Origin of the sequence: Suipraeoptans intestinalis (assembly GCF_009696485.1) — a bacterium.
Taxonomy (GTDB): domain Bacteria; phylum Bacillota; class Clostridia; order Lachnospirales; family Lachnospiraceae; genus Suipraeoptans; species Suipraeoptans intestinalis.
Map to the genome: position 1 here is coordinate 1,846,329 of NZ_VULY01000018.1, position 13,194 is coordinate 1,859,522.

Annotated in this window: 12 protein-coding genes; 11 read left to right on the plus strand and 1 reads right to left on the minus strand. The window is 49.4% G+C overall.

Going from position 1 to position 13,194, the window contains the following annotated elements:
* Positions 1-54 precede the first annotated feature (54 nt).
* From prfB to FYJ34_RS09325, 3 genes are all read left to right on the plus strand, one after another.
* Positions 55-1,162 (plus strand): peptide chain release factor 2 gene (gene prfB, locus FYJ34_RS09315; protein WP_276958537.1). Its coding sequence is split into 2 segments (ribosomal slippage): positions 55-129 and positions 131-1,162, totalling 1,107 coding nucleotides; the frame shifts between segments, so codons are not numbered across the junction.
* Between the two features lie 20 nt (positions 1,163-1,182).
* Complete coding sequence (locus FYJ34_RS09320; protein WP_154478109.1) at positions 1,183-2,412, plus strand: homoserine dehydrogenase; 1,230 nt, start codon at positions 1,183-1,185, stop codon at positions 2,410-2,412.
* 72 nt (positions 2,413-2,484) lie between these two features.
* Positions 2,485-3,687 carry a cofactor-independent phosphoglycerate mutase gene (locus tag FYJ34_RS09325; RefSeq protein ID WP_154478111.1) on the plus strand — a complete coding sequence of 401 codons (1,203 nt, stop codon included), beginning with the start codon at positions 2,485-2,487 and terminating at the stop codon, positions 3,685-3,687.
* Positions 3,688-3,769: 82 nt separating this feature from the next.
* Here FYJ34_RS09325 and FYJ34_RS09330 read toward each other — a convergent pair whose 3' ends face one another.
* A complete protein-coding gene (locus tag FYJ34_RS09330) occupies positions 3,770-4,240 on the minus strand; it encodes a CYTH domain-containing protein (RefSeq protein WP_154478113.1) in 471 nt (156 codons plus the stop codon).
* Positions 4,241-4,447: 207 nt separating this feature from the next.
* Here FYJ34_RS09330 and FYJ34_RS09335 point away from each other — a divergent pair, with 207 nt between their 5' ends.
* The 8 genes from FYJ34_RS09335 (at position 4,448) to ytvI (ending at position 13,171) form a co-directional block, all read left to right on the plus strand.
* The gene (locus tag FYJ34_RS09335) at positions 4,448-4,996 is read left to right on the plus strand and encodes a DJ-1 family glyoxalase III (RefSeq protein WP_154478115.1); all 549 of its coding nucleotides are present in this window, start codon (positions 4,448-4,450) and stop codon (positions 4,994-4,996) included.
* On the plus strand, positions 4,989-5,669 hold the full coding sequence (locus FYJ34_RS09340) for a hypothetical protein (protein WP_154478117.1): 681 nt from the start codon (positions 4,989-4,991) through the stop codon (positions 5,667-5,669). The genes FYJ34_RS09335 and FYJ34_RS09340 overlap by 8 nt, the downstream gene beginning before the upstream one ends.
* Positions 5,670-5,780: 111 nt before the next feature.
* Complete coding sequence (gene tig / locus FYJ34_RS09345) at positions 5,781-7,067, plus strand: trigger factor (protein WP_154478119.1); 1,287 nt, start codon at positions 5,781-5,783, stop codon at positions 7,065-7,067.
* 34 nt (positions 7,068-7,101) lie between these two features.
* The gene (clpP, locus tag FYJ34_RS09350) at positions 7,102-7,683 is read left to right on the plus strand and encodes an ATP-dependent Clp endopeptidase proteolytic subunit ClpP (RefSeq protein WP_154478121.1); all 582 of its coding nucleotides are present in this window, start codon (positions 7,102-7,104) and stop codon (positions 7,681-7,683) included.
* Between the two features lie 33 nt (positions 7,684-7,716).
* The gene (clpX, locus tag FYJ34_RS09355; RefSeq protein ID WP_154478123.1) at positions 7,717-8,973 is read left to right on the plus strand and encodes an ATP-dependent Clp protease ATP-binding subunit ClpX; all 1,257 of its coding nucleotides are present in this window, start codon (positions 7,717-7,719) and stop codon (positions 8,971-8,973) included.
* Positions 8,974-9,068: 95 nt separating this feature from the next.
* Positions 9,069-11,411, plus strand: a complete 2,343-nt coding sequence (gene lon, locus FYJ34_RS09360) for an endopeptidase La (RefSeq protein WP_154478125.1) — start codon at positions 9,069-9,071, stop codon at positions 11,409-11,411.
* A 10-nt stretch (positions 11,412-11,421) separates the two neighbouring features.
* Positions 11,422-12,039, plus strand: coding sequence for a ribosome biogenesis GTP-binding protein YihA/YsxC (gene yihA, locus FYJ34_RS09365; RefSeq protein ID WP_154478127.1), 618 nt, complete (start codon positions 11,422-11,424; stop codon positions 12,037-12,039).
* Positions 12,026-13,171 carry a sporulation integral membrane protein YtvI gene (gene ytvI, locus FYJ34_RS09370; protein ID WP_154478129.1) on the plus strand — a complete coding sequence of 382 codons (1,146 nt, stop codon included), beginning with the start codon at positions 12,026-12,028 and terminating at the stop codon, positions 13,169-13,171. The genes yihA and ytvI overlap by 14 nt, the downstream gene beginning before the upstream one ends.
* Positions 13,172-13,194 lie beyond the last annotated feature (23 nt).

A 13,194-nucleotide genomic window follows, 5' to 3' on the forward strand; every position in this document is an offset into this window, starting at 1 on the left:
ATGAAAACGAAAATACAAAGAAAACACAGACAGGAAAAGAAAAGAGGTGAGAAAGTGGTTGAGTTGGATCAGTACAAAGGATTGATGAACGCATATGAGGAACCCCTTTCTGAAATGAGGGATTCACTTTGACTCAAAAGGGAAAAAGGAACGGATAGAAGAGCTGCAGAGGAAAACGGAGGAACCGGGATTTTGGGATAATCCGGAAGAATCACAAAAGCATATGAAAGAGCTGAAATATCTGCAGGAGCAGGTGGAGAAGATCGACGGACTCTATACGGCTTTTGAAGATGTAGGCGTGCTGCTTCAAATGGCAGAGGAGGAAAATGACGTTTCCCTGTTGGGAGAGATCAAAGAAGAAATAGAGACCTTCGAGGCAACGTTTGAAGAACTCCGCATCCAGACGTTGCTGTCCGGGGAGTATGACGGCTGTGACGCCATTGTGACGCTTCATGCGGGAGCCGGAGGGACGGAGTCCTGCGACTGGGCGGGAATGCTGTACCGGATGTATCACAGATGGGCAGACAAAAGAGGATTTTCGCTTCAGGTTCTGGACTATCTGGACGGAGATATTACAGGGATCAAAGGAGTGACCTTTGAGGTCCGGGGAGAAAACGCTTATGGGTATTTAAAATCCGAAAAAGGGGTGCACCGCCTCGTCCGGATCTCCCCGTTTAACGCTACGGGAAAGAGGCAGACTTCTTTTGCATCCTGTGACGTGGTGCCAGACATTGAAGAGGAGATCGATATCGAGATCGGAGAGGACGACTTAAAGATCGACACTTACCGGGCCAGCGGAGCAGGGGGACAGCATGTCAATAAGACGTCGTCCGCCATACGTATTACCCACCTTCCCACGGGAATCGTCGTACAATGCCAGAATGAACGATCCCAGCATCATAACCGTGAAAAGGCGATGCAGATGCTGAAGGTGAAGCTGCAGCTGTTAAAAGAACAGGAGCAGGCAGATAAGGTGTCGGATATCCGTGGGGAGATCAAGGAGATCGGGTTTGGAAATCAGATCCGCTCTTACGTGATGCAGCCGTACACTCTGGTCAAGGATCACAGAACAGGAGAGGAAAGCAGCAACGTAACGGCAGTGCTGGATGGCAACATTGACAGCTTTATGAACGCATATTTAAAACAGGGACTGAAAAGTTAGGCAAACGGCAGGAGGATAGAATGGTAAAGGTAGCGGTTTTAGGATATGGAACGGTAGGAACGGGCGTGGTGGAAGTGATCCATGCAAACCGGGAACTTCTGAAAGAAAGGATCGGCCAGCCGATCGATGTAAAATATATTCTGGTCAGAAGAGAAATTCCCGACTGTTCCGTCTGGGAAAAGCTGACACAGGACTTTGAAAAAATTCTGGCAGATCCTGAAATTTCTATTGTAGCAGAGGTGATGGGCGGGATCGAACCGGCATTTACCTACGCAAAACGCTGTCTGGAAGCGGGGAAAAGTGTGGTAACCTCCAACAAAGAACTGGTGGCAAAGCACGGGGACGAGTTGATCGCACTGGCACAGAAGCGGCAGGTACAGTTCCTGTTTGAAGGGAGTGTGGCCGGAGGGATTCCGGTGATCCGGACACTGCACGGCTGCCTGACAGGAGACGCTGTCACGGAAATCGTAGGGATCCTGAATGGAACGACCAATTACATGATGACAAATATGTTCCAGAACGGAGCGGACTATGCAGAGGTTCTGGCAGAGGCGCAGGAACACGGATATGCAGAGCGGAACCCCGAAGCGGACGTAGAAGGATACGACGCCTGCAGGAAGATCGCGATCCTGACCTCTCTGGTATCCGGGAAGAAAGCGGATTTTGAAGAGATCTACTGTGAGGGGATCACCAGGATCACCACAGATGATATGAAATATGCAAAGCAGATGGGAAAAACCATAAAACTTCTGGCAATCATGAAAAAAGAAGAAGACGGAACCTATCAGGTAAAGGTGGCGCCGTTTCTTCTGGACGCGGGGCACCCTCTTTACAGTGTGGATGGAGTCTTTAATTCTGTATTGATCCGCGGCAACATGGTGGGAGAGGTGATGCTGTATGGAAAAGGAGCAGGAAAGCTGCCTACGGCCAGCGCAGTGGTGGCGGATCTTGTAGAAGCTGCCAGGCATCCGGCAAAGAGTGTGATGCCTGTCTGGAGCGGGGAGAAGCTCTCCCTTCAGGAAGCAAAAAAGGCCAGACACAGATTTTTCCTTCGCCTGAAGACGGAGGGGATGACAAAAGACCATCTGGAACGAATGCTGGGAGAAGGAACGGAGGTTACGGCCGGGATCCCCGGGGAAACAGGCTTTGTAACCAAAGAGATGACCGAAGAAGATTTTGAAAAGGCCATTGCAGAGGCAGAGCAGGAAATCCTTTCTGTGATCCGGGTGGAGGAATCACCGGCGATCTAAGAGAGGCGAAGACGGGAAACAGCAGAAATGATATAGAAAGACAGGAAGAAACAGGCGGAAAGGAGAGAGAAGATGAAATACGTAGTATTGCTAAGTGACGGAATGGCGGGACGGCCGATTGAGCAACTAGGAGGCAGGACCACGTTGGAAGCTTCTCATACTCCTACGATGGATCGGCTGGCAGCAACAGCAGAAGTGGGGCTGGCAGCTATGGTTCCCCAGGGAATGGCTCCGGGCAGCGACACGGCGAATTTGTCTGTGATGGGGTATGATCCCAGGATCTACTACACCGGCAGATCGCCATTGGAAGCGCTTAGTATTGGTGTGGAAATGGAAGAGACAGATGTGTCGGTGCGATGCAACCTGGTAACGCTCTCGGAAGAAACCACGGCTTATGAAGACCGCAAGATGCTGGATCACAGTGCCGGAGAGATTTCTACGGAAGAAGCAAAGATCCTGATAGAAGCGGTAAAAAAGGAACTGGAGGAAGATGGGTATGAATTCCATGTGGGAACCAGCTATCGCCATCTGCTCCTCCAGAAGCAGGGCAGCATCACGGAGCTGATCCCGCCTCACGATATTCTGGGACAGACGGTGGGATCCTTTTTGCCAAAGGAAAAGCTGCTTCGTGACAAAATGAAAAAAAGCTACGATATTCTTTCTTCCCATCCGATCAATCAAAAAAGAAAGGCGCAGGGAAAGAACCCGGCCAATTCCATTTGGTTCTGGGGAGCGGGAAGCAGGCCTTCTCTGGATTCTTTTTTGGAAAAGACGGGAAAGAAAGGAATCATGATCTCTGCGGTGGATCTTTTGAAAGGAATCGCGGCAGGAGCCGGAATGGATGTTGCCGCAGTGGAGGGAGCCAACGGCGGACTTCACACCAATTATGAAGGGAAAGCAAAAGCCGCACTGGATGCTTTGATAAAGGACGGATACGATTTTGCCTATATTCATGTAGAGGCCCCGGATGAAATGGGGCATCAGGGACTGGTGGAAGAAAAGATGAAAGCCATCGAGTATGTGGATCAGAGAGTATTGCGGTTGCTGGTGGAAGGAATGGAAGAGGCAAAGGAAGAGGTGAGGATCCTGGTGCTGCCGGATCACCCCACTCCCATTGCAGTAAGGACCCATACGGCTGACCCTGTTCCCTATCTTCTGTACGACAGTACAAGAGAAAGGGCGGGAGTAGAAGGCTTTGGCGAGAGGACGGCCAGTGAGACAGGAATCAGCCTGTCAGAAGGATACAGGCTGATCGAGCGTTTGTTTGCTGTATAAATACGAGGGAAAACGGCGTTTGCACAGGGAGAAGGGAAAACGGTAGGTTTCCCGATAAATGACGGAAACGGCAGGACTTCTGTTACAGAAGTCCCGCGCCATTGTCAGAGGCGGGAAGCCGGCTGAGAGTACTGTTTTGGTAAGCAGAGGAATAAGTGACCTCTTGTCCAAACCAGTCCGGCGGTAGAAAAGCCCTGGCAGCGGATTCATCCGGAAATTCCACCTCTGCCAGCATTAAAGGCGCCAGATCTCCCTGAAACAGATCCAGCTCGATCACAAAAGGATCCAGAGGGATCAGATAGCGCTTTTTCTGGATCAGACGGCCATCGACTTTAGAAAGAAGATGAAAAAAGGAGTCTTTTGTCAAGGGAAGTGTTTCTTCTCTTCGACTGAGGAATCCTTTTGATTTATAAGTCAGTTCATAAGAGTCTGCATCGCGGCGGATGCGGATCACAGGGTCCGTACACAGATATCCCTGCTGGATCAGGCGAACGGGATAACCGTCCAGTGAAAAAGGGATGGATGAGATCAAAAATTTACGTTCAATTTCCATAGTAGCCTCCAGAATATAAAAACAGATGGTTACCAAAGCCATGCAAAAGTAACTGCCGCAGGCGGCGAATCCTGCCTTGCAGGATACTTTTTAGGGCAGGATGCAGATTTCTAAAGTTGTATCCTTCTTTGAATATGATACAATCATAATACAATAAGATACCAGTTGACAAGGAACAGCGATCAAAAACGAAAAGAGGAGGGCATCATGAAAAAAGTCGGCGTATTTCTGGCAGAGGGATTTGAAGAGATAGAGGCTTTGACAGTGGTGGATCTGCTTCGCAGAGCAGAAATCTATGTGGATATCATCTCTGTGGAAGCACAGGAGGCGGTCAGGGGATCTCACGGGATCTGTGTGCAGGCGGACACCCTGTTTGAAGAGACGGATTTTTCGGAATATCATATGCTGGTGCTTCCGGGAGGCATGCCCGGAACGACCAATCTTCAGGAACACAGGGGGGTATGTACTCTGGTGAAAAGATTTTTGGTAGAAGGAAAATATGTGGCTGCCATCTGTGCGGCTCCTGTGATCCTCTCCGGCCTCGGACTGCTGAGAGGAAAGCGTGTAACCTGCTATCCGCTGGTAGAGCAGCAGCTGCAGGGAGCGGTGCTCACCGGGGGAAGAACTGCGGTGGACGGGCAGATCATTACGGGCCGGAGTGCAGGCGGAGCCGTAGAATTTGCACTGAAAATCATAGAGATCCTGGCCGGAGAAGAAAAAGCAGGAGAGATCGCAGAAGGGATCGTGTATGAATAAAAGCAGACAAAACAGATGCAAGAGGGCTCTTCTGATAAGCGTCAGTGTCCTGATCTGCTTTCTCGGAGGGTGCGGCAGGAAATTTGATGCGGTACATTATACGCAGGCGGTTCTGGACTGGAATTTTCAGGGCAATATTGACGGGATCCGCAGGTATGAAAAGGACGCCACGAAAGAAGAACTGATGCAGGGATATCAGACGGCGGTCGCAGGATTTACCCAGGCAGTGATCGGCAGCGAGTTTCCCATGGACGGCTACAAGGAAGAGGAGTTTAAAGAGCTGGTGTCAAAAATCTTTACCACGATGCGCTATGAGGTGATCAAGGCTGAAAAAAAGGGGAAAAACTATGAGGTCCGGGTGGAAATACGGCCAAGTGATGTGATGATCCGCTTTAAAAATGCGCTGACCACAGATTCCCTGAAACTGGCGGAAGAGACTGCGCAGGGGAAATATACGGGAACAGAAGAGGAGATACAGGAGCAGCTGCTCCGGGATATCGCCAATCGTTCCTACGAGCTGCTGGCAGTATCCTTTGAACACCAGGAATTTTTGGAGAAGAAAGAGATCCGTCTGACGGTGGAAAGAAAGAAGGATGGAAGCTATCAGATGGATGCGGAGGATTTTGAGCGTCTGATCAACAAAATACTCTGTCTGGACGAAATTCAAGGCTAGCTATTTAAGTGGGTATGTGATATAATTCATCAGTGAATGCATAAAATCAGGGTATTTTTCGGAAAACGAAAAAAAACGAAAGAGAAGATAGAAACAGGAGGAAATCAGGATATGGGTTTACAAGTAGAAAAATTGGAAAATAACATGGTGAAGCTGACCATCGAGGTGGAGGCTTCAGAATTGGAAAAAGCGCTGCAGGGCGCTTATATGAAGCAGAGAGGGAAGATCTCTCTTCCGGGATTCCGTAAGGGGAAGGTTCCCCGTCAGATGATCGAAAAGATGTATGGCGCAGAAATCTTTTATGATGATGCAGCAAATGCACTGATCCCGGACGCCTATGCGAAAGCGTACGACGAGAGCCAGCTGGAGATCGTATCCAGACCGGATATTAATGTCGTACAGATCGAAAAAGGAAAGAATTTTATCTTTACGGCAGAAGTTGCTGTGAAGCCGGAAGTAACCCTGGGAGAATATAAAGGGCTGGAAGTGGAAAAGACGGACAGCACGGTTTCCGAAGAGGAAGTAGACGCAAAGATCGCAGCAGAGGCAGAAAAAAATGCCAGGACGGTCGTAGTGGAAGGCCGCGGAGTGCAGGAGAAGGACGAAGTGATCCTGGATTTTGAAGGATTTGTAGACGGAGAAGCCTTTGAAGGCGGAAAGGGAGAAAACTATCCGCTGACCATCGGCTCCGGTTCCTTTATCCCGGGCTTTGAAGAGCAGCTGATCGGAAAAATGGCGGGAGAGGAAACAGAAGTAAACGTGACCTTCCCGGAGGATTATCATGCAGAAGAGCTGAAGGGAAAACCGGCTGTGTTCAAGTGTACCATTCACGAGATCAAGGCAAAAGAACTTCCGGAGATCGACGATGAATTTGCCGCAGAGGTATCTGAGTTTGACACTCTTGCAGAGTACAAGGCAGATGTGAGAACCAAGCTGGAAGAAGAAAAGAAAGAGGCGGCAAAAAGAGAGAAGGAAGACAAGCTGGTAGCAAAGGCAGTGGAGAACGCAAGCTATGATATTCCCAAGGCGATGATCGAGACGCAGACCATCCAGATGTTTGACAATTTTGCCCAGAGGATCCAGTCTCAGGGGCTGTCCGTGGAGCAGTACTTCCAGTTTACCGGAACCACTTCCGAGAAGATGCTGGAGGATCTTCGTCCGCAGGCGATCCGCAGGATCGAGACCAGACTGGTACTGGAAGCGATCGCAAAAGCAGAGCAGATCGAGATCAGCGATGAGAAGTTTGATGCTGAAGTGGAAAAGATGGCAGCTTCCTACAACATGGAAGCAGACAAGCTGAGAGAGTTTATGGGAGAGGCGGAGAAGAAACAGATCCGCGAGGATATGGCAGTGCAGGAGGCAGTAACCTTCCTGGCAGACCATGCGGTGGAAAAATAGAAGAAAGATCAAAGAGAAAGAAGGCGGTGGGAAGATGAGTTTAGTACCTTATGTCATCGAGCAGACCAGTCGGGGAGAGCGCTCCTACGACATCTATTCCAGATTATTGAAAGACAGGATCATTTTTTTGGGGGAAGAAGTTTCAGATGTGTCCGCCAGCGTGATCGTGGCTCAGCTTCTCTTTTTGGAAGCGGAGGATCCGGAAAAGGATATCCATCTTTATATCAACAGCCCGGGAGGGTCTGTTACGGCGGGAATGGCCATTTACGATACCATGCAGTATATCAAATGTGACATTGAGACCATTTGTATCGGGATGGCTGCCAGCATGGGATCTTTCCTGCTGGCAGGGGGCACCAAAGGAAAACGTCTGGCGCTTCCCAATGCAGAGATCATGATCCATCAGCCGTCCGGAGGAGCCAGGGGGCAGGCAACGGAGATTCAGATCGCGGCAGAACATATTTTGAAAACCCGTCATAAACTAAATCAGATCTTAGCTGAAAATACAGGACAGCCTCTTGAAGTGATCAGCGCGGACACAGAGCGCGACAACTTCATGTCGGCGGAGGAAGCCAAGGCTTACGGACTGATCGATGAGGTCATCAAAAGCCGATAGCCGAAGCTTTCGTGGAAGTGAAGGAGTGTAAATATGGCAGGAAGAAACGATGATCAGATCAGATGCTCGTTTTGCAACAAGACACAGAATCAGGTGCGCAAGCTGATCGCAGGACCGAACGGAACTTATATCTGCGATGAGTGTGTGGAGATCTGTGCAGAGATCATTGAAGAAGAATTTTACGGAAGTGAGGGGGAATGGAACCCTCACAAGGATATCAATCTGCTGAAGCCGGAAGAGATCAAAGCATTTTTGGACGAATATGTGATCGGTCAGGATGAGGCAAAAAAGGTTTTGGCAGTAGCAGTATACAACCACTATAAGCGGATCATGGCAGACAAGGATCTGGGAGTGGAGCTGAATAAGAGCAATATTCTGATGCTGGGGCCTACCGGCTGCGGAAAGACACTTTTGGCACAATCTCTGGCCAAGATGCTGGGGGTTCCTTTTGCCATCGCAGACGCCACCGCATTGACGGAAGCCGGATATGTGGGAGAGGATGTGGAAAACATCCTTTTGAAGATCATCCAGGCGGCGGATGGAGATATTGACAGGGCGGAACACGGGATCATTTACATCGACGAGATCGACAAGATCACAAGGAAGTCCGAAAATCCCTCCATTACAAGAGACGTTTCCGGAGAAGGAGTACAGCAGGCTTTGCTGAAGATCATTGAAGGGACGGTAGCCAATGTGCCGCCACAGGGAGGAAGAAAGCATCCGCACCAGGAGCTGATCCAGATTGACACGACGAACATTCTGTTTATCTGCGGAGGCGCATTTGAAGGGATCGATAAGATCGTGGAAAAGCGGATCGACCGGAAATCCATTGGATTTAATGCAGAGATCACCGAAAAGCAGGACAAAAACACCAGTGCCTTGCTGAAAAAGGTACTGCCTCAGGATCTGATCAAATTTGGGCTGATCCCTGAGCTGGTAGGACGTGTGCCTGTGATGGTAGCATTGGAGCAGTTGGATCGGGAAGCGCTGATGAAGATTTTGACGGAGCCAAAGAATGCAATTGTGAAGCAATACCAGAAGATGTTGGAGCTGGACGGTGTCAAACTGACCTTCGATCGGGAGGCACTGGAGGAGATTGCGGAGATTTCCCTGAAAAGAAAGACGGGGGCGAGAGGACTCCGTGCCATTATGGAAAATACCATGATGGATATTATGTATGAGGCGCCTTCCAACACGGCGCTGAAAAGCTGCCGTATCACGAAGGAAGTAGTGAAAGGAACGGGAGAGCCTAAGCTGAAGTTTGATTCCAGTGAATCAGAAAGCGCGTAGATAAGAAGGCGGGTACAAAATCATTGTGCCTGCCCCTTTTACATATGAAGAAAGGAGAAAAATCCCAGTTTTACAGATGGGTTTTCAATACATATATGGAAGAAAAGAACAGGATTCTGCCCATAGTGGCATTAAGAGGGCTTACGATTTTGCCGGAGATGGTAAAACATTTTGACGTAAGCCGGGATAAAACGATGAAAGCGGTGGAAAAAGCCATTGAAGAAAATCAGAAGGTCTTTTTTGTATCCCAGAAGGATCCGGCAAAGGAGGATCCCAAGGAGGAAGACCTGTACAAGATCGGCTGTATCGGAGTTGTAAAGCAGGTGGTGAAGCTGTCCAGGAAAATGACCCGAGTTCTGGTGGTAGGGGAAGAAAGGGCAAGACTTTTGGAACTGGAGACAGAAACGGAATATTTCAGCGGAAAGGTGGAAGCGATCCCCGACGAATATTTCGGAAAGGACGGGGAGCTTCTGGAACGGACGATCCTGGAGGAGGCCATGCTGGGAGGAGCGAAGGATATTTTCCGGGAATATATGCTGAAGGATCCCAAGCTTTCCAAGGAACTTTCAACACAGATAGACAACATTGGAGAGCTGACGCAGATGATCGACATGATCGCAGCCAATGTACCTTTTGATTTCACAGATGCGCAGCAGCTGCTGGAAGCCTACAACGTAGGGGAGAGATACGAACTTCTCATAGATAAAATGGTCCGTCATCTGCAGATCTTATCCATCAAGGAAGAGCTTCAGAACAAAGTCAAGGAACGGATGGATAAGCACCAGAAGGAATATGTACTGCGGGAGGAGATGCGGCTGATCCGGGAAGAGCTGGGAGACGACAGCACGCTGACAGACGCAGAAGAATTTCAGCAGAGGCTGGAAAAACTGAAGGCGCCTGTCGAAGTGGTAGAAAAACTGCAAAAAGAGATCAAGCGTTTTAAAAATTCTCTGAACAGTCCGGCAGAGACAGGAGTGATCCGCACCTATATTGAAACCCTTCTGGATATGCCTTGGGACAGGGTGGTCAAGGAACACAAGGATATCGAGTACGCCAGAAAGATATTGGATGAAGACCATTACGGACTGGAACCGGTAAAAGAACGGGTGCTGGAGTTTCTGGCAGTGCGGGCGCTGACAAAGAAAGGGGATTCTCCGATCCTTTGTCTGGCAGGCCCTCCGGGGACGGGAAAAACCTCCATTGCAAAATCCCTGGCGAAGGCGTTGAAGAAGCCCTACGTAAGAATCTCGCTGGGCGGGGTCAGAGACGAAGCGGAGATACGCGGACATCGAAGAACGTATGTGGGAGCCATGCCGGGAAGACTGGTGACCGGCTTAAAACAGGCAGGGGTAAAAAATCCCCTGATGCTCCTAGATGAGATCGACAAAGTCAGCAATGACTACAAAGGAGATACATTTTCCGCCCTTCTGGAAGTGCTGGATTCCGAGCAGAACCGGAAATTCAGGGATCACTACATGGAAGTGCCGGTAGATCTGTCGGAGGTGCTGTTTATTACGACAGCCAACACGCTGCAGACGATTCCCAGACCTTTGCTGGATCGTATGGAAGTGATTGAGATCAGCAGTTACACAGAAAATGAAAAGCTACATATTGCCGGCAGACATCTGCTTCCCAAGCAGCTTTCCAGACATGGACTGAAAGCCGGACAGCTTTTACTGAGCCGGGCAGCTCTGGGAAAGATCATACGGAATTATACCAAGGAAGCAGGAGTCCGGCAGCTGGAAAGAGTGATCGGAAATATCTGCCGGAAAGCGGCGAAGGAGATTTTGGAAACCGGGAAGAAAGAGATCCGTATTTCGGAAAGAAATCTGGAAAAATATCTGGGCAAAGAAAAATTTGTATATCAGATGGCAAATACGGATGACGAAGTAGGGATCGTAAGAGGTCTGGCATGGACCAACGTAGGAGGCGATACCCTTCAGATCGAAGTCAATGTGATGCCGGGATCCGGAGAGATCCTTCTCACCGGACAACTGGGAGATGTGATGAAAGAGTCGGCCAGAACCGGAATCAGCTACATTCGCTCGGTGGGTGAGGCAAAAGGGATCGCAGACAACTTCTTCAAAGAACATGACATTCATATCCACATTCCGGAAGGAGCGGTGCCAAAAGACGGACCGTCTGCCGGGATCACGATGGCAACGGCAATGCTGTCCGCCATCACAGGGAAAAAGGTAAGGGCAGACGTGGCGATGACCGGAGAGATCACGCTTCGTGGCCGTGTGCTTCCCATCGGAGGCCTGAAAGAAAAGCTTCTGGCAGCAAAAAATGCAGGAATTAAGACGGTGCTGGTGCCGAAGGAAAATGCCAGGGACGTGAATGAGATAGCGGCGGAGATCACAAAGGGACTGGAGATTCGTCTAGTTTCTCAGATGGATCAGGTACTGGAAGCTGCGTTTGTGAAAGAGAAAGAATAAGAGGAACGATATGGTTATTAAAAATGTTTGTTTGGAAACGGTATGTGGGATCACCAGCGTGCTTCCGGAAAATACGCTTCCGGAAATCGCCTTTGCCGGCAAATCAAATGTGGGAAAGTCCTCCCTGATCAATGCCCTGATGAACCGGAAAGCTCTGGCCAGAACGTCGGCAACCCCGGGAAAAACGCAGACGATCAATTTCTACAACATCAATGAGCAGCTGTACCTGGTGGATCTTCCGGGCTACGGCTATGCGAAGGTGTCGGCGAAGGAAAAGGAAAAATGGGGGAAGCTGATCGAAAGATATTTGCACGGATCAAAGCAACTAAAAGCAATCTTTTTGCTTATTGATGTGCGTCACGATCCTTCCGCAAATGATCAAATGATGTATCGCTGGATCGTAGAGCAAGGATTCCAACCTATCATCATTGCAACAAAACTGGATAAGTTAAAGAGAAGCCAGATCGACAAACATCTGAAAGCGGTCCGGCAGGGACTGGGAGTTCTGCCGGGAACGAAGATCATCGGATTTTCTTCTGTGACAAAGCAGGGAAGGGAGGAAATCTGGAATCTGGCAGAGGAAAAATGCCTGCTTCATGAGGAGGTGGAATCGGATGAAAGAGGATAATCATACGCTCCGAAGTGATCAGAGGCCCTACTGGAAGGTGATTGTAAGCCTGACCTTCAGCCTGTTGGGAACTCTTCTGTTTATCGTGGCAGGTGTGAAACTTTTAAGTTTCTTTATGCCTTTTGTAGTAGGGTGGTTTTTGGCGTATTTGGCCAGCCCCCTGGTAAACTGGCTGGAAAAACGATTGAAGATCGTGAAAAAGCTGGGATCGGCTTTTATCATCATTTTGGTGCTGGCGGTAGTGATCTTTCTCATCTATGTAGCCGGAAGCTGGATCTGGAAAGAGATTTCCTCTCTGTCCCAGAATATCCCCAATATGTACGGGGAGCTGGAGAAAGGGCTGCAGCAGATCGGAAGCAATCTGAAGGGAATCTTTGAAAAACTGCCGGAAGGAATCCAAAGCGGTCTGGATTCCAGTATAAAAAATCTGGATAAAACCATGGGAGAGATCATCAGTAAGATCAGTACGCCTACCGTAACGGCGGCAGGAAATGCGGCAAAAAAAATACCGTCGATGCTGATTTCTACGATCGTGACAGTTATATCCGCTTATTTTCTGATCGCAGAGCGGGAGGAGGTGCTGCGATGGTCCAAGAAGGTAACGCCGGATCCCATCGTAAAAAGAATGAGCCTGGTGATGTCCAACTTAAAATATGCGGTAGGAGGCTATTTTAAGGCGCAGTTTAAGATCATGGGAGTAGTGTTTGTTCTTCTGCTGGCAGGTTTTTCCATTACCGGAGTGAGATTTTCCGCACTGCTGGCTCTGGCAGTGGCGCTGCTGGACTTCCTGCCTTTTTTTGGGACGGGAACGGCTCTGATTCCCTGGGCAGTATACAAACTGATGGTGGGAAATTACAAAATGGCGATCGCACTGGTGATTCTGTACGCAGTCACACAACTGGCCCGACAATTGATCCAGCCCAAACTGGTGGGGGACAGCATCGGGATGAACCCACTGATCACGTTGGTGCTGCTGTATGGCGGCTATAAGCTGGGCGGTGTGGCGGCGATGATCTTCGCCGTGCCGGTGGGAATGATCGTGATCAATCTGTACAAGGCAGGAGCCTTCGATTATATTTTGGATGACATCAAGATCCTGGCAGACGGTATTATGAAGCTTCGAAAGCCATAAAGCTTCGGCGGATCCGGACAGTC